The organism is Kingella potus (genome assembly GCF_900451175.1).
GTDB lineage: Bacteria > Pseudomonadota > Gammaproteobacteria > Burkholderiales > Neisseriaceae > Neisseria > Neisseria potus.
On the sequence record NZ_UGJJ01000002.1, the window covers coordinates 681483 to 695408 of the forward strand.

Sequence of the window (13926 nt, forward strand, 5' to 3'; positions counted from 1 at the left end):
TCAAAAAAGTTTTTACAATAAATTGTACAAATCAAACGGCGTGGTTATAATGCGCCCACTGCATGACCGAAAGCCCGCAACGGGCAACTTTTTATTTTTCCGCAACCATCCTAATCAAGGAGTTAGATTATGAGCATCAAAACCGAAGCCGAACTGAACGGCAGCAAAGTACCTTCCGTCGTATTCCACACCCGCCAGGGCGACGCATGGGTAGACGTATCCACCGACGATCTGTTCAAAGGCAAAACCGTAGCCGTGTTCAGCCTGCCCGGCGCGTTCACGCCCACTTGTTCTTCCACCCACCTGCCGCGCTACAACGAGCTGGCCAAAGAGTTTTTCAAACGCGGCGTAGACAGCATCCTGTGCGTGTCCGTCAATGATACATTCGTCATGAATGCCTGGCTGGCCGATCAGGAAGCGGAAAACATCACCGTCGTACCCGACGGCAACGGCGAATTTACACGCGGCATGGGTATGCTGGTAAGCAAAGAAGGCTTGGGCTTCGGCGACCGCTCCTGGCGTTACTCCATGCTGGTGAAAGACGGCGTGGTGGAAAAAGCCTTTATCGAGCCGGTGAAAGACGGCGATCCGTTTGAAGTGTCCGATGCCGACACCATGCTCAAATACATCGACCCGAACTGGAAAGAGCAGCCCTCTATCGCCATTTTTGCCAAACCCGGCTGCCAGTTCTGTGCCAAAGCCAAAAAAGCACTGCAAGACAAAGGCTTGGCATTTGAAGAAATCGTGCTCGGCCGCGACGCTTCCACCACTTCCGTCCGCGCCGTTACCGGCAAAGCCACCGCGCCGCAGGTATTCATCGGCGGACAATACATCGGCGGCAGCGACGAGCTGGAAGCCTATCTGGCCAAAAACTAAACGGCAGGCCGTCTGAAAACGAACAAAGTGAGTTTCAGCGGAGCAAAAACCGTTTTCCGTAAAAACAAAAAGAACACACACACTCCCACACAGCGGGCTGCGCCATAACAGCCCGCCCCGATAACCGCAGTCAGGGTTATTCGGGTAACGCCGCCGCCGAAGCCGCGTTACCCGAATAACTCTTTTTTCAACCGCTTTACGGCCGCCCGCAACCCGAAGGCCGTCTGAAAGGATACATCATGAAACAACTCACCGCAGACGTGGTCGTCATCGGCGGCGGCACCGCCGGCATGGGCGCGTTCCGCAACGCCCTCATGCACACCGATAATGCCTACCTCGTCGAAAGCGAAGTGTTCGGCACCACCTGCGCCCGCGTCGGCTGTATGCCTTCCAAGCTGCTGATAGCCGCCGCCGAAGCCCGCTACCACGCGCTGCACACCGACCCCTTCGGCGTGCATCTCGACAAAGGCAGCGTCCGCGTCGACGGGCGCGAAGTGATGGCGCGCGTCAAAGCCGAGCGCGACCGCTTCGTCGGCTTCGTTGTCGAAGACGTGGAAGCCTGGCCGTCTGAAAAACGCATTATGGGAGCCGCCCGCTTTATCGACGAACACACCGTCGAAATCGGCGGCCACACCCGCATCCGCGCCGACCGCATCGTTATCGCCACCGGCTCGCGTCCCTTCGTATTGCCGCAATGGCGCGAAACGGCGGGCGACCGACTGATTGTCAACGACGACGTATTCTCATGGGACACCCTGCCCGAAAGCGTTGCCGTTTTCGGCCCCGGCGTGATCGGACTCGAACTCGGCCAGGCACTTACCCGCCTGGGCGTAAACGTCGAAATCTTCGGCCTGGGCGGCTCGCTCGGCGGCATCAGCGACCCCGCCGTGCTGGCCGAAGCCAAAAGCATTTTCGGCGCGGAACTCAAACTCCGCCTCGATGCCGAAACCCAAATCACGCGCAACGAAAAAGGCGATGTCGTCGTCAACTGGCACGACCGCGAAACAGGCGGCAGCGGCGTGTTCACCGCCCAATACCTGCTTGCCGCCGCCGGCCGCATCCCCAACACCGACAACATCGGCCTCGAAAACCTCGCCATCGAGCTGGACGGGCGCGGCGTACCCAAAGCCCACCCGCTCACCATGCAGACCAGCATCCCGCACATCTTCATCGCCGGCGACGCATCCAACCAGCTTCCCCTGCTGCACGAAGCCAGCGATCAGGGCAAAATCGCCGGCGACAACGCAGGCCGCTACCCGCACATCGGAAACGGCCTGCGCCGCAGCCTGATCGGTGTCGTGTTTACCGACCCGCAGATTGCCACCGTCGGCATGAGATATGCCCAAATGCGCGAGCGTTACAAAAATCCCGAATGCGTCGTGATCGGCGAAGTTTCCTTCCAGAATCAGGGACGCAGCCGCGTGATGCTGGTCAACAAAGGCCGCCTGCGCGTCTATGCCGAGCAGGGAACCGGCCGCTTTATCGGTGCGGAAATGACCGGCCCGGCCGCCGAACACCTCGCCCACCTGCTGGCTTGGGCGCACCAGTCGGGCATGACCGTGCCGCAAATGCTCGATATGCCCTTCTACCATCCCGTTATCGAAGAAGGCCTGCGCACCGCCCTGCGCGACGCGATGGCCAAACTCAAAATCGGCGAAGTGCACAGCGAATGCAAAGAATGCGTCGGCGGCTGACACCGCCCTGACGCGGCAGGCTCAACAGGCCGTCTGAAAACGGTATTTTCAGACGGCCTGTTGTTTTCCGTACCGATCTGCGTAGGGTGTGTTGCCCAAAGGCAACGCACGCGTCCTATGCCGTTTCACGCCTGCCAAACTGCCGCCGGCACCAAGTATTTATTTGTATTCAGTAAGTTATCAGTTATATGGTGCAAAGCTGGTGCAATGTCGAATAAGCAGCCGCCTAAATATAGGCGGCTGTTTTCATATTTTTGGGCGTTGTTCTCGGTGGCGGTTGCGCCATGCTTCAACTTCATCACGTTTCCAAAACATGATTTTTCGCGAAATGCGGATGCGGTCGGGGAAGTCGGGACGGACGGCGTATTTGCGCAAGAAGGTGCTTTTGGCAATGCCGAGTAGTTCGGCCGTCTGTTCTGCATTTAGGTGCTCGATCATGTCAAATCTCCTATTGCCATGCCCAGCCACAGGCCGATAACCAGGGCGGCTAGGGCGGTGTTGATGATTAGGCAGCGCAGGGCTTTTTGTTCGCAGGCTGCGGCTGCGGCTTTTTGGCGCAGGGCGTTTTCTAGGATGCGCTCGGCAAGCTCTGCGCTGCGTTCGGCTTGTTCGCGCATTTGGCGGACTTCTTCGCGTTGGCGGATGGGGTTCATGCGCTGTCTCCTGTGCTCTGTTCGGCGCGGGCGAGCCAGCCTCTAAACAGGGCGCGGGTAAAGGATGAAACGTAGTCTTCTCCATCCATTGACAGGTCAATCAGTGGGTAGTCTTCCATGTTGAAAACGCGCTCAAATGCGGTGCGTTCTTGCTCGGTTTGTTCGGGTGTCATGTTGATTCCTTTCGTTTCAGACGGCCTTTTGGCGCATAGCGGTGTCGATGGCTTGGCGGATGTCTGCCGCTGCGGCCAATACTTCAAAGTGTTCCTGCTGCTTTTGGATGACGGCAAACGGGGTGTCGAGGCGGCTGCCGTCTTCGTCGCAGAGTCTTTCGGTTAGGGCGCTGTCGTTTTTTGTCAGCCAATTCAGCCTCTCGGTGTCGGGATGGGGGACGGGGTGCAGTTCGGCTGCGGTGTATGTGCCGAGGGTGTCGTTGGCGAAGTAGACTTCAAAGCAGACTTCGGTTTCGTCGGGGTAGACGGCGGTAACAAAGCCTTCGCCGTGTTGCGGGTGGCGTACGCGGTCGCCGAATCGGTATTGGCGGGTCATGTTTTATCCTTTCAGTTTGTGAACCACGCCGCCGCGTATCTGTCGGGCATCCAGTCCGTTGATGGAGCTGATTTTGTCTGCGCCGACGGTTTGGGCGGCCTGGATTTCGACTACGACTGTGCTGATGATGTTGCTGCTGATTTTGCTGACGGCGTGGGCGGTTTCGATGTTGACGCTGCCGTCTTTGAGGCCGCGCAGGGTGGTGAAGAGTTCTTCACGCAGTTGGGAGGTTACGCTTTGATTTTGCATGATTGGTTTCGTCTTTCAGGGCTTGGTTGGCTTCGGCGGCTTCGCGCAGTTCGGGTGGCACAGCGAGATGTTGCGGGCTTGCGGTAAGCATGAGTATGTTGTCCCGCAGTTCGGATACGGGGAACAGAAATTCCGACCACGCGCCGCGCTTTTCCAAGATGGTTTTCCGGCTTACTTCTACCTGTTTGTGGTTGAGCAGGAAGAGGCTGGGGATGATGAAGCAATGGGTGTAGCTGTCTTCGTCGGTTTCATCGGCTTCGGCCTCGGGCTTGACGAAGAAGACGAAGAGGTCGGTTTCGAATTTGTTGGGGCAGCGGAAGCGGTAGAGGAGCATGTTGTCTTTGTCGCGGGTGCGGTTGAAGCCTGCCGAGCTTTTTACGTCGATTTTCGCGCCGTTGAGGATGAAGTCGTAGGCGGGATTGTTGAATTGCACCGATAGGTTGGTGTTGACGGCTTCGGGCAGGTGGCGGGCAAACAGGCTTTCTCCAATGCGGCCGATTTCCGCGCCTCTGCTGTTGACGATGAAGCCTTCGGTGAGGCGCAGGATGCCGGAGGCCTGCGCAATCATGGTGGCTTGGATGATGCTGATGCCGGCTTCGTGGGCGGCGGCACGGATGGGGGCTTTGGCGCGGTACAGGGTAACGAAGCGTTCAGCCTGTTCGCGGCTTGCGCCGTAGGTGGAAATCATGGGTTCTCCTGTTTTGGCGGTTGGTAAAGGGGTATGCGGACGGCCTTTTTTTGTGGGCGCGTGCGCTGTATTGGGGTTATAGGTTTTGCAGGTATTCGGTTTCGGCTGCGGTTTCGTTTAGGAATTTCTCGGCTTCGGCTTCGAGGCGGGCGATGGTGTCGTTATCGCGCTCTATGCGTTTGATGCGGATGGCGAGGGTCTCGGGCAGGCGGGGGTCGTAGCTGACGAAGTCGCACCATTGCCGGCCGGTGCAGGCCATTTGCCATTGCATTTGCGCCAAATACTGGGGCTTGGGGCGGCCGCTGCGTAAAAAATCTATGTGGGTGGCGGTGTTGGGACATTTGATTTCAATCAGGCCGTCTGCGCCAATCAGGCCGTCGGGGCTGGCTCCGCTCATGGCGATGCCCGGGTGTGGGATGAAGCCGGTTTCGGCTACGTCGTTGCCGGTTTCGAGCATGTAGGCGGCGCGGGCTTGCGGCTCGGTGTCGGTGCCGTGCTGCATGGCGGGGGTGTTGAGGCCGCCGTAGGGCCGGCCGGTGAGGCGTTCGCAAATCAGTTCGGCTTTGTAGTTTTCGCGGGCGGCCAGGTAGCCGCTGCAGCTGCGGGCGGATTTGGTGGTGGCTTCGTGGATGCGGCTGGCGGTGAGTTTGCCGAGGCGGGCGGCGTGCCATTCGGGGGTGTGCTGCTGCATGGTTCGGTTTCCTTTTTTCAGACGGCCTCTGCGTTGCGCGGCAGGGAACGCGTGCGCCGCTTGGGCGGCACACCCTGCGTTTGCGGCCGTTTGAATTTCACAGTTTGTCGAGGCGTTCCTGTTGTTCGGCGGTGAGGGCGTAGGCCTGCGCTTCGGTGTAGTCGGCTTCGCCGGTGATGATGCGGCCGGCCAATTCGTCAAACTGCTGCGCGTCGAGTGTGGGGCGGGGGTCGGCGGCCGGTTCGGCTTGGATGGTGTTGTCGGCGATGGCTTTGAGGCGGTTGTGTTCGTCTGCGCCGAGGATGTGCCGCTCTTCTTTGCCGATGCCGCCAAACCATGCGCGGTAGGCTTCTATGCCTTGGTTGGCCGCGGCTTCGCCGGCGGCGGTGATTTCGGCGCGGCGGGGGTGTTGGCGTTCGCCGGCAAAGGGGCTGGCGGCTTCGGGGCGGATGCCGTCTTTGGCGTCTTTGATGCGTTCGGCTTCGTCTTCGTCGTAGATGCCGGTGAAGCCGAAGGCGAGGCGGGCGGCCTGTATCATGGCTTTGTGGCGCAGCATGCGTTTGGGGTGGCTTTGCCAGGGCTGGGTGTTGCGGCGGCATTCGTCGAGGTATTCGGTTACGACAATGGGGTGGCTGCGGTCTTTGCGGTAGATGCGGCAGGTGCAGCTTTCGTTGTCTTGTTGGAAGTCCATGCCGTCAAACTGGCTGTTGCTGTTGATGATGCGCGCCCAGCCGTCTACGCCGACAACGGGGGTGATGCCGTTGCTTTTGTCGGGAAAGGCGTAGATTTCTTTGGTAAAGGGGTTGAGGCTGTATTGGGTGGCGACAATCAAGAGGGCGTTGAACTGTGCGTCGGTGGCGTTGCCTTTGAAGGCGGTGGCTTTGAGGGTTTGCACGAGTTCTGCGGGGTCGCCTTGTATGCCGAATTGTTTGGCTAGGGCGAGGGCTTGGGTGTTGGCGATGCTCATTTTGTTGCTCCTGTGAGTTGGTCGTAGCGTTGCTGCGCTTGGGCTTGGGTTTTGTGCAGGCTTATGGGGCGGCGGATGCGGCGGTCGGCTGCTGCTGTGTAGCGGATTTCGCCGATTTCCCATTCTTTGCCGTTGCGGCGCAGGTAGTAGGCGGGCATGGCTGGCTCCTTTCGGGTTGATTCGGGTAAATGGGTGGGGTATGATGCGGGTTCCTACTTCTAGTGTTACCCAATCTGCATCATTCCCCTAAAACACGCCTTTCTCACTTGTGGCGGGTTTTTCAAAACTGTTTTGGGGGTTGCGAGTAACCGCAAGGTCTCGGCGTTTCACTAGAACGTAGGACAACCCCCGCCCATTTTGGGCATTTCCTAAACTCTTAAATCTAGTGAGGTTCAAATGAACTTAGTTAAATCTTTTGGCGAAATCGCCGTTTCTTTCCGTAATGATGGTTTTCTCAACGCTACTCAAATTGCGAAACATTTTGGCAAGCGCGTTCCTGATTTTCTTAAAACAGAACAAAATCAAGAATATATTTCTGCTTTGGCGGAACATTTGTCAAAAACCCTAAAAATCGTCTTGGATAAAAATCAATTAGTTATCGTGAAGCATGGCGGCAACCAAAACGGCACTTGGCTGCATCCCAAACTTGCCATCCATTTCGCCCGCTGGCTTGACCCGCGTTTTGCCGTTTGGTGCGACGAGCAGATCGAGCAGATTCTTGGAGGCCGTCTGAAAACCGAATCCCGCACTACTTCCGACGAACGTACCGCGCTGCGGCAGGCGGTGTCCGCGCTGGTGGGGCTGCGCCGTGTGGACTATTCCACGGCCTACAATATGGTGCATCAGCGTTTCGGCGTGGAGGCCATCGAAGACATCCCGCGCGAATCTCTGCCCGATGCGGTGCGCTACGTCCATGCGCTCACTTTGGACAATGCTTTGACGGGCGAGGTGCTGGAAAAGATTGAAAGGCCGTCTGAAAAGCAGTTTTCCGCCGATGAAATCCATGCTATCGGGGTGTGCGCCAAGTATTTGGCGGACTGCTCGGAGTTTCTCTATCCGCTTTCCGATGCGCTGCGCGGTGTGGGCAGCCGTTTTTCCGGCCGTGCTTTTTCGCTGGCGCAGGAGCCGCATTTTTGGCTGGATACGGTGCAGCGGGCTTTGGCCAGGGTAAACGGGTCTGCGGTGCGCGGTTTGTGATGTGAACATGGTTTTTCCCTGTGCGGCCGTCTGTTTTCAGGCGGCTTTTTTGCTACATAACGGGTTCGTAGGGCGGCCGTATGGTGCTTTTGTCGGCCTGCTCTGTTTGGGCTTCGCGCTGTTTCTGCCGCGCTTGGGCGGCGGCAAATTCTTCTGCCATGCGCAGGTAGTTTTCTTTTGCGGGGTCGGGGGCAAAGACGGCGGGCTTGATTTCCTGCCGCTCTATGCTTTGCACGGCGGGGTGTTCGCAGCCGCCGGATATGGCCAAGAGGGCGAGGGTGGCGGCGAATACCGCCCATGCTGTGATTTTTTCGAGGCTCATGTTTTTTCCTTTTTCCTTTTTCCTTTGTTTTTTCAGGCCGCCTCCCCGCACCTGTTCGCGGGGAGGCCGTCTGAAACGGCGGTTTCTTCGTACCGCCCGCGCCGCGCCTGCCAAGGATTGCTTGTGAGGTAGGCAGGCCGCGCGTGGTCGGGGTTTGCTGCGGCGGAACTTGCCGTGCCGCGCCCACTGTCCGACTGACGGCGCGGCATTGTCGGGGTTTGTTTGTTCGGGTTATGCGGGGTGGTTTTGTTCCCATTGGTATTCGTCGATTTGCTCGGCGATTTGTTCGGCGGCCTGTTGTTCCAGCACCTGCATGATTTCGTTCCATGCGGCGGTGCTGACTTTGCGGTAGAGGGTGTCGATGGTTTGGCCTGCGCTCATGTGGGCGGCCAGCTCGGCGGCGGCGGCTCTTTGGGCATAGGGGCGGGCGATGAGGAAGCGGATTCGTTCGTCGCTGATGTTCATGCTGCTTTCCTTGTTTGGATTCGGGGGTCGCTGCCGCGCATGAGGGGGGCGGCTTTGAGGGCGCAATACTCCGCCCATGTGGGTATCGGCAGGGGCAGGGCGAGTGGCGGCCCGCCCATCAGCTCCAAGGTTTCTTTGTTGAAGGCTTCAAAATCGCTTTGGCCGCAGCTTTCGTAGTCTTCTTGGCAGAGGTCGTCGGCTTCCACCCATGCGGCCAGCAGTTCGGGCAGGCTGTGGCGGCTGTGCCATTGCGCCTGCTGATACGCGGCTTCGTTGGCTCTTTCTTCTTCGTCTTCTGCGGCTTCGGCCAAATCAAGGGCGCGGTAGTAGGCGGCTTCCAGGGCAAGGTGGTAGCCGTCGGCGCGGCTTTGGATGTCTGCGGTGTTCATGACGGGCTTCCTTGGGTGGGTTGTTTTGATGGGTGTAGTATAGCAAAGCTAGCGAATACATCAATAGCAAAGATAAGATTTAATGTAGCAGAGTTAATATAGCATTGATTTTATTGATAACAAAGTTTTCGGCAGGCGCAAAAAAACCGCCCTTGCGGCGGGGCAAGGGCGGGGGGCGGGGATTGGGCGGATGGCAAAAGGCCGCCTGTTTTCAGACGGCCTGCGGTATCTGCGATTTATACCAAAAAGCAGGGTGTGGCTTTTTGGTATTTAAAACAAGCCCGGCTGCATTTCGGGCGGCAGTTCTATGTCTTCAACCGACATGGCTTTCAAGTCCAGCCTGGCTGCTGTGTTCAGTAGGTTTTTATCGTGGGAGATAACGGACTGTGCGCTGTTGCTTAGGGCGATTGCGATAATCTGACGGTCGATTTTGATTTTTTGGCGCGGTTCTTTGCTTTCTTCGTTTGGCAGGTTTTTGAGCCTGTCGGAGATGATGGCGCAGACGGCCGCGCTTTTCATATCGAAAGGCAGTATTTTGAAAATCCGGCTTTTCGCGCCAAACAGTTGCAAAAATTCCTGCCGTTTGGCGGGGCTTGGTTCGCCGATGAGAAACTCGGATAGCACGGGGGCGGGTATGCCGAAAATGCCGCCTTGTTCTTTTTGGCATTCAAACAGGTGCTTCATCCTGATGCTGTGGTCTTCCTGCCCGCCCTCGGGGCGGTAAAGGAAAACCAAGGCGTTGTTGTCCAGCACGATCATAAGCTGCCGCTCCTTATGGCTTCGATTTTCTGGATTGGGTCGGCGGTGCGCCCCCACTCGGAATCAATCAGGCGGAATTTTGCTAAAAATGCGTCATAATCGGCTTCGGGTAAGACTTCAAAGCTGTGTATTTTGAATCTGCCGCCCACGGGCTGCCATTTGAGGCTGTGGGCATCGAGTTTCAGCAGGCCGCTGCCGGTGCATTCGATGTAGTCAAACAGGTGTGCGCCGATACGGCGGGCAAGGTCGGTGCTGTCGATGGTAAGGCTGACTTCGCCGTTTTCGGTGAGCAGCTTCATGGGAACGGTTTCGTCTTTGCCGCCGATGTTGATGACTTTGCCCCTGAATGTTTCTTCTTGGAAGACTTCGTATTCGTAGGTTTCGGGCTTGGTTTCGGGAATCAGGCTGCGGACAAATCCGTCCGCTGTGTGTATTTTGGCGCACAGGCCGTAATGCGAAAGGGTTTTTTTGATACCGGCCAAATCTGTTTCGCTTTTGGACATTAAGGCGGCTGCAATCGCGGTTTCTTTGCCTGCGGGCACCCTGACTGCAAGCTGCGTGCAGCCCTCTGTTACGCCTGCAAACAGTATTTCCTGCGGCGCAATGTCTTTGCTTTTGAGCAGTTCCACCATTTGGGCAAACAGCTTGCCTACTGCGGCGGCGGGGGTGGTTTCAGGGGTAAGCCGCTGTGTTGCGTCGGGCATTGAAACGCTTAGGGCGATTACCCCGCTTTCGATGTTTGGCTTCATGCGGCCTCCTGAAAAAAATGAAAAAGTTACTGAAATTATCCTGTTTTTAAATGCCGGCGCAACTGTTTTTACTTTCAGGCGGCCTGCGGGCTAGGGCTTGCGTTCGGCGTATTCGCGCACGGCGCGGACAACCAGGTCGATTTGGCTGATGCCCAGCCTTTGGGCGGTTTCCTCGATTAGCGCGATGTCTTCCAGCTTCATTTTGAAGGCTTTGTTTTTTACACCGCGCTTTTGGTCGGATTTCTTTTGGATTTCGTGTCTTGACAGTGCCATGATGATTCCTTTAAGATTTTGAGTAACGGCAGGGTGTCGTTACCACCCCGCCGCTTCTCAAAGGTTAATAGGCGTTAGCCGATAAAACCATGAGAAGAATAAAAATGAGCCATTTCATTTTTCATTCTCCTGAAAGTGCCCTTAAAGCAGGATTGCAGGTTGGGCGTTTGTCCTATCGGTTCTTGTTCAACCGATGGGATGTATTATAGCCTAGCTTACTAATTTAAGCAAGCACTTTCTGCGTGAAAGCCCCGTATTTACGGGGCTTTTCGCTTTTGCGGCGGCTCAACCTTCTGCCAATTTATTCAAGGCTGCTTTGAATACGGCGGTTTGGGTTTCGCCGCGTTCTGCCGCCAGCCGCTCCAGTAGGGCTATGGTGTCGGGGTCGAGCGCAAAAGACTTCTGGCGTATGCCGTGTTTCTCGCGGCTTTTGCGGTTGTAGGCGGCTTGGTCGTATTTTTTCGTTTCCATGATTGATTTTCCAGCAAAGGTTTTGTATATTAGGCGGAAGCAGGAGGAGCGGCAACTCCCCCTGTCTGGTACTACGTTACCAAGCTGATTGCCACATCAGCAAGAATAACACCAGAAAAATTACTTTGATGAAGGTACTCATCGGGTAATCCTTCCTGTGTAACGCCCCCGAATTATCAGGTTTGGGGGCTTTTCCTTTGTTGCTCTTCACAACAGGGATAATTCTAATACACATTAGAATAATATGCAAGCACTTTTGCAAAAAAACCACGGATTTTCCGTGGCTTTTTTGTGGCTAAAGCAGGGAGCTTAGTTTTCAACCAATGAAATCAGCATAATTTCATACGGAGTAAGTGTCCTGCTCCGCCCTTGCGGCTTGTAGAAGACTTTTACATCGGCGCGAAACTCGAACTTCCCGTCAATGTCTTCATGGGAAATTCCATCTGCAAATGTTAATTTCAAGCGTCTGGTAATATGCGGCGGCATAAGTGCCTCCCAGCCTGTATCGCCGTCGCGGTTTAATTTGCGTATGTTTAAATCAATATCGTAGAAATCGCGCGATGACGATTCCGGATCAATATTCAACGAGCCGGGTACGGATTCGATTAAGCCCGCATCAAGTGTCGGCAAGTCTTCGTTTTTCCCTCCAAAACTTATGCTGCTTCCTTTTTCTTTCTTGGCAGGTGCAATCACGTTTACAGCCTCTTTGGCTATGCTTTTGTGCGCTCCCACGGTTGATTTGATTATTTCAACAAATTGCTCCGGGGACTTTTCAACCGTTTCCGCGCCAATCTGAATAATAGTATTGTTTTTTATTTCAATGTGGTTGGCATCTTTTGACGAATCGCCCTTTGCCCACGCAATCGCTTTATAAATGCCAAAAACCAGCATCCCCCCGATTAGTATGCTGCCAATTTCCACAGGATGCTCCCTTAAAACTCCGTTCATATATTTGCTGAATTTTATCATCTCCTCTTCATTGCCGAATACGACGGAAACGATGAAATCTTCCCAAATGCTGCCGGCCTGAATTTCGTTTACCAACAGCTCGGTGCGCAATACCTGAACATTTGCGATTGTTCCCAGCAGCTTGGGCATTCTGGCAGTTATTTTTTCCAAAGACTGCAAAGACGTAACCAATTCTCCGATTTGCACCGGACGATCTGTGCGGAAATAAAGTGAAGCGGGAAGTTGGTAAATATGTTCGTTTGCGGCGGTTGATGCAGCCATATTAATTCTCCTGATTAAGCCAAAGAAACTTTAACGGGTTTGTTCGCCGGCTCAAAACGTACCCAGCGTCCAGCGGCCTTTGACGCGGCCGCAGATGCGGATGTGTTCGAGGCTTTCGGGGGGGATGGTTTCCACGGGGTAGGCTTTGTTGTCGGAAATGATGTTGAGGCCGCCGCCGATGAGTGCTTGCAGGCGTTTGATGCGCAGGCCGGAGGCGGTGGCGATGACGTAGATGCCGTCGCCTTCGTAGCAGCAGACGGAGCTGTCGGCAAAAACGATGTCGCCGTCGGAGATGGTGTCTTCCATGCTGTCGCCTTTGGCGTTGATGACGCGCAGGCTGTCGAGGCTGCCGCCGAATTGCTGTTTGGCCCAGGCGCGGGCAACAACGACAAAATCAATCACGGCATCGGGATCGTCGGCTTCGATGCCCGCGCCCATTTCGCCGGTGGCGGCCAGACGGGGGACGGAAAGCCAGCCCGCACGGACAACGGGGGTGTCGCTGCGGTAGGCGTGCCCCGCTTCGCCGTCGAGCCAGCCGCGCGGAAGGTCTAGGGCGGTTTCTATATTGGCTGCCGCACCGTCGCCGATATTGGCGGTATCCGTTTACCCATTGATTTACCTGTGCCGCCGCTTTGCCGATGGCGCGGGCAAATTCTGTCTGATTACCGTTATAGTTTTCTTCAATAAGGGTTTTAACCCGTTCTAATCTATTCATTTTTGTCTCCTTGTCATTTTTAACAATTTTAAGCATTGCTAAAAATAACAAGGCTACTATTCTTGTCGTATCTTTGCTATACTATCTCGCATTAAATAAGAAGCCAATGCTATATGAAATTAATTGATTATTTGAGCGGCGGAGTTTCCGCCTCCGAGTTGTCAAAAAAAGTGGGAGTCAGTCCCGCGTTTTTTATGGCAAGTCAAAAACGGGACACAGAAAAATGCCGCCGAAATATTGCCCGAAAATCGAGCAGGCGACGGGCGGGCTGGTTTCGGCGCAAAGACCTGCGGCCTGACGACTGGCACGAGATTTGGCCTGAATTGAAGGAGGTGTGAGATGGAGACGAAGCGGTTGAAGCTGAAAAAGAAAGAGCGCAAGCGTTTGGAGAAGCTGGCGTGGAAGAAGGCGCGCCAAAGCAAGGCTGCGCCGTTTGATGTGCTTTTGTCGCTGGGGAAAACCGCTTTGCTGTGGCTGGAGGATTACCGCTCTTTTTCCAAGCGTTCGCGCACTGCTTCCAAGTGAAGCGCGGTTTGTTCGATAAAGTCGGCGATGGTTTGCGCGCTTTGCTTGATGAAGACGGGCTGCGAGCCTTTCAGAAACATGTCGGGCTTGGCCTGTATGGCTGCTTTGGCGATTTCTACGGCCTGATTGTAAGCAGATTCATTCATTTCAAATCTCCGTGGAGGGTTGTTGGTGAACTTCGATTCTACACGGATGAATGACAAAGCGGACAGACGCTTGACGGCACGACAGACGGCAAAAAAGCCCCCGAACGGGTCGGGGGAACGAAAGAACTATATCACTTCACTCAATGAAATTGAGGAGGAAATTATGCCCTTGAAACCTTTGAAGCGCAACAGCCAGTGTGCGCGTTTGTTGGAATATTTGCAGGCGGGCGGCTCGGTTACGAGTTTGAAGCCTATGCGAAGTTTGGCATTACGCAGCTTGCCGCGCGATTACCGAATTGGAAGGGCGCGGGTGGTGAT

The 13926-nt window shown here is 55.5% G+C and carries 23 protein-coding genes and 1 pseudogene; 5 read left to right on the forward strand and 19 right to left on the reverse strand.

The window, feature by feature from the left end:
• The first annotated feature begins 129 nt into the window (after positions 1-129).
• Together DYE40_RS09855 and DYE40_RS09860 are read left to right on the forward strand one after the other, a co-directional pair.
• Complete coding sequence (locus DYE40_RS09855; protein WP_115308902.1) at positions 130-876, forward strand: glutathione peroxidase; 747 nt, start codon at positions 130-132, stop codon at positions 874-876.
• Between the two features lie 239 nt (positions 877-1115).
• Positions 1116-2570, forward strand: coding sequence for a dihydrolipoyl dehydrogenase (locus DYE40_RS09860; RefSeq protein ID WP_115308903.1), 1455 nt, complete (start codon positions 1116-1118; stop codon positions 2568-2570).
• 246 nt (positions 2571-2816) lie between these two features.
• On the opposite strand, the gene DYE40_RS09865 is transcribed toward DYE40_RS09860, so the two are convergent.
• From DYE40_RS09865 to DYE40_RS12665, 9 genes are all read right to left on the reverse strand, one after another.
• Positions 2817-3008, reverse strand: a complete 192-nt coding sequence (locus tag DYE40_RS09865) for a helix-turn-helix transcriptional regulator (protein ID WP_115308904.1) — start codon at positions 3006-3008, stop codon at positions 2817-2819.
• Complete coding sequence (locus DYE40_RS09870) at positions 3005-3223, reverse strand: hypothetical protein (protein WP_115308905.1); 219 nt, start codon at positions 3221-3223, stop codon at positions 3005-3007. Before DYE40_RS09870 ends, DYE40_RS09865 begins: the two co-directional genes overlap by 4 nt.
• Entirely contained in the window at positions 3220-3396 is a 177-nt protein-coding gene (locus DYE40_RS12660) for a hypothetical protein (protein ID WP_172461249.1), read from the reverse strand. The genes DYE40_RS09870 and DYE40_RS12660 overlap by 4 nt, the downstream gene beginning before the upstream one ends.
• A 16-nt stretch (positions 3397-3412) precedes the next feature.
• Positions 3413-3772, reverse strand: coding sequence for a hypothetical protein (locus DYE40_RS09875; protein WP_115308906.1), 360 nt, complete (start codon positions 3770-3772; stop codon positions 3413-3415).
• Positions 3773-3775: 3 nt separating this feature from the next.
• The gene (locus DYE40_RS09880; protein ID WP_115308907.1) at positions 3776-4021 is read right to left on the reverse strand and encodes a flagellar protein required for flagellar formation; all 246 of its coding nucleotides are present in this window, start codon (positions 4019-4021) and stop codon (positions 3776-3778) included.
• Entirely contained in the window at positions 3987-4709 is a 723-nt protein-coding gene (locus DYE40_RS09885; RefSeq protein WP_115308908.1) for a hypothetical protein, read from the reverse strand. The genes DYE40_RS09880 and DYE40_RS09885 overlap by 35 nt, the downstream gene beginning before the upstream one ends.
• 76 nt (positions 4710-4785) lie before the next feature.
• Positions 4786-5400 carry a lambda exonuclease family protein gene (locus DYE40_RS09890; protein WP_115308909.1) on the reverse strand — a complete coding sequence of 205 codons (615 nt, stop codon included), beginning with the start codon at positions 5398-5400 and terminating at the stop codon, positions 4786-4788.
• 97 nt (positions 5401-5497) lie between these two features.
• Positions 5498-6367 (reverse strand): phage recombination protein Bet, encoded by an 870-nt coding sequence (gene bet / locus DYE40_RS09895; RefSeq protein WP_115308910.1) that lies wholly within the window; start codon positions 6365-6367, stop codon positions 5498-5500.
• Positions 6364-6525: a hypothetical protein gene (locus tag DYE40_RS12665; protein WP_172461250.1), complete on the reverse strand. Its 162-nt coding sequence runs from the start codon at positions 6523-6525 to the stop codon at positions 6364-6366. Before DYE40_RS12665 ends, bet begins: the two co-directional genes overlap by 4 nt.
• Before the next feature lie 238 nt (positions 6526-6763).
• Here DYE40_RS12665 and DYE40_RS09900 point away from each other — a divergent pair.
• Positions 6764-7325: pseudogene (locus tag DYE40_RS09900) on the forward strand (KilA-N domain-containing protein); the annotation flags it as partial.
• 291 nt (positions 7326-7616) lie between these two features.
• On the opposite strand, the gene DYE40_RS09905 reads toward DYE40_RS09900, so the two are convergent.
• From DYE40_RS09905 to DYE40_RS09945, 9 genes are all read right to left on the reverse strand, one after another.
• Positions 7617-7886, reverse strand: coding sequence for a hypothetical protein (locus DYE40_RS09905; protein WP_147286627.1), 270 nt, complete (start codon positions 7884-7886; stop codon positions 7617-7619).
• Positions 7887-8117: 231 nt separating this feature from the next.
• Positions 8118-8351, reverse strand: coding sequence for a hypothetical protein (locus DYE40_RS09910; RefSeq protein ID WP_115307171.1), 234 nt, complete (start codon positions 8349-8351; stop codon positions 8118-8120).
• Positions 8348-8740, reverse strand: coding sequence for a hypothetical protein (locus tag DYE40_RS09915; RefSeq protein ID WP_115308913.1), 393 nt, complete (start codon positions 8738-8740; stop codon positions 8348-8350). Before DYE40_RS09915 ends, DYE40_RS09910 begins: the two co-directional genes overlap by 4 nt.
• A gap of 270 nt (positions 8741-9010) precedes the next feature.
• Positions 9011-9499, reverse strand: a complete 489-nt coding sequence (locus DYE40_RS09920) for a type II toxin-antitoxin system VapC family toxin (RefSeq protein WP_115307173.1) — start codon at positions 9497-9499, stop codon at positions 9011-9013.
• Complete coding sequence (locus tag DYE40_RS09925; RefSeq protein WP_115307174.1) at positions 9496-10248, reverse strand: hypothetical protein; 753 nt, start codon at positions 10246-10248, stop codon at positions 9496-9498. The genes DYE40_RS09920 and DYE40_RS09925 overlap by 4 nt, the downstream gene beginning before the upstream one ends.
• 90 nt (positions 10249-10338) lie before the next feature.
• Positions 10339-10521 (reverse strand): ribbon-helix-helix domain-containing protein, encoded by a 183-nt coding sequence (locus DYE40_RS09930; protein ID WP_115307175.1) that lies wholly within the window; start codon positions 10519-10521, stop codon positions 10339-10341.
• 285 nt (positions 10522-10806) lie between these two features.
• Entirely contained in the window at positions 10807-10992 is a 186-nt protein-coding gene (locus DYE40_RS09935) for a ribbon-helix-helix domain-containing protein (protein ID WP_115307176.1), read from the reverse strand.
• A 309-nt stretch (positions 10993-11301) separates the two neighbouring features.
• The gene (locus DYE40_RS09940) at positions 11302-12222 is read right to left on the reverse strand and encodes a hypothetical protein (protein ID WP_147286530.1); all 921 of its coding nucleotides are present in this window, start codon (positions 12220-12222) and stop codon (positions 11302-11304) included.
• A gap of 51 nt (positions 12223-12273) precedes the next feature.
• Positions 12274-12660 (reverse strand): S24 family peptidase, encoded by a 387-nt coding sequence (locus DYE40_RS09945; protein ID WP_245944096.1) that lies wholly within the window; start codon positions 12658-12660, stop codon positions 12274-12276.
• A gap of 390 nt (positions 12661-13050) precedes the next feature.
• On the opposite strand from DYE40_RS09945, the gene DYE40_RS09950 reads away from it, so the two are divergent.
• Positions 13051-13275, forward strand: coding sequence for a hypothetical protein (locus tag DYE40_RS09950; RefSeq protein ID WP_218564343.1), 225 nt, complete (start codon positions 13051-13053; stop codon positions 13273-13275).
• A gap of 1 nt (position 13276) precedes the next feature.
• The gene (locus DYE40_RS12360; protein ID WP_147286628.1) at positions 13277-13462 is read left to right on the forward strand and encodes a hypothetical protein; all 186 of its coding nucleotides are present in this window, start codon (positions 13277-13279) and stop codon (positions 13460-13462) included.
• Here DYE40_RS12360 and DYE40_RS09955 read toward each other — a convergent pair.
• Positions 13420-13608 carry a hypothetical protein gene (locus tag DYE40_RS09955; protein WP_115307179.1) on the reverse strand — a complete coding sequence of 63 codons (189 nt, stop codon included), beginning with the start codon at positions 13606-13608 and terminating at the stop codon, positions 13420-13422. The genes DYE40_RS12360 and DYE40_RS09955 overlap by 43 nt on opposite strands.
• Positions 13609-13926 lie beyond the last annotated feature (318 nt).

Excerpts from the sequence above, each read along its gene's own strand:
- DYE40_RS09855 (WP_115308902.1), top strand. The coding sequence starts at position 130 with ATGAGCATCAAAACCGAAGCCGAACTGAACGGCAGCAAAGTACCTTCC.
- DYE40_RS09860 (WP_115308903.1), top strand. The coding sequence starts at position 1,116 with ATGAAACAACTCACCGCAGACGTGGTCGTCATCGGCGGCGGCACCGCC.
- DYE40_RS09865 (WP_115308904.1), bottom strand. The coding sequence starts at position 3,008 with ATGATCGAGCACCTAAATGCAGAACAGACGGCCGAACTACTCGGCATT.
- DYE40_RS09870 (WP_115308905.1), bottom strand. The coding sequence starts at position 3,223 with ATGAACCCCATCCGCCAACGCGAAGAAGTCCGCCAAATGCGCGAACAA.
- DYE40_RS12660 (WP_172461249.1), bottom strand. The coding sequence starts at position 3,396 with ATGACACCCGAACAAACCGAGCAAGAACGCACCGCATTTGAGCGCGTT.
- DYE40_RS09875 (WP_115308906.1), bottom strand. The coding sequence starts at position 3,772 with ATGACCCGCCAATACCGATTCGGCGACCGCGTACGCCACCCGCAACAC.
- DYE40_RS09880 (WP_115308907.1), bottom strand. The coding sequence starts at position 4,021 with ATGCAAAATCAAAGCGTAACCTCCCAACTGCGTGAAGAACTCTTCACC.
- DYE40_RS09885 (WP_115308908.1), bottom strand. The coding sequence starts at position 4,709 with ATGATTTCCACCTACGGCGCAAGCCGCGAACAGGCTGAACGCTTCGTT.
- DYE40_RS09890 (WP_115308909.1), bottom strand. The coding sequence starts at position 5,400 with ATGCAGCAGCACACCCCCGAATGGCACGCCGCCCGCCTCGGCAAACTC.
- bet (WP_115308910.1), bottom strand. The coding sequence starts at position 6,367 with ATGAGCATCGCCAACACCCAAGCCCTCGCCCTAGCCAAACAATTCGGC.
- DYE40_RS12665 (WP_172461250.1), bottom strand. The coding sequence starts at position 6,525 with ATGCCCGCCTACTACCTGCGCCGCAACGGCAAAGAATGGGAAATCGGC.
- DYE40_RS09905 (WP_147286627.1), bottom strand. The coding sequence starts at position 7,886 with ATGAGCCTCGAAAAAATCACAGCATGGGCGGTATTCGCCGCCACCCTC.
- DYE40_RS09910 (WP_115307171.1), bottom strand. The coding sequence starts at position 8,351 with ATGAACATCAGCGACGAACGAATCCGCTTCCTCATCGCCCGCCCCTAT.
- DYE40_RS09915 (WP_115308913.1), bottom strand. The coding sequence starts at position 8,740 with ATGAACACCGCAGACATCCAAAGCCGCGCCGACGGCTACCACCTTGCC.
- DYE40_RS09920 (WP_115307173.1), bottom strand. The coding sequence starts at position 9,499 with ATGATCGTGCTGGACAACAACGCCTTGGTTTTCCTTTACCGCCCCGAG.
- DYE40_RS09925 (WP_115307174.1), bottom strand. The coding sequence starts at position 10,248 with ATGAAGCCAAACATCGAAAGCGGGGTAATCGCCCTAAGCGTTTCAATG.
- DYE40_RS09930 (WP_115307175.1), bottom strand. The coding sequence starts at position 10,521 with ATGGCACTGTCAAGACACGAAATCCAAAAGAAATCCGACCAAAAGCGC.
- DYE40_RS09935 (WP_115307176.1), bottom strand. The coding sequence starts at position 10,992 with ATGGAAACGAAAAAATACGACCAAGCCGCCTACAACCGCAAAAGCCGC.
- DYE40_RS09940 (WP_147286530.1), bottom strand. The coding sequence starts at position 12,222 with ATGGCTGCATCAACCGCCGCAAACGAACATATTTACCAACTTCCCGCT.
- DYE40_RS09945 (WP_245944096.1), bottom strand. The coding sequence starts at position 12,660 with ATGGGCGCGGGCATCGAAGCCGACGATCCCGATGCCGTGATTGATTTT.
- DYE40_RS09950 (WP_218564343.1), top strand. The coding sequence starts at position 13,051 with ATGAAATTAATTGATTATTTGAGCGGCGGAGTTTCCGCCTCCGAGTTG.
- DYE40_RS12360 (WP_147286628.1), top strand. The coding sequence starts at position 13,277 with ATGGAGACGAAGCGGTTGAAGCTGAAAAAGAAAGAGCGCAAGCGTTTG.
- DYE40_RS09955 (WP_115307179.1), bottom strand. The coding sequence starts at position 13,608 with ATGAATGAATCTGCTTACAATCAGGCCGTAGAAATCGCCAAAGCAGCC.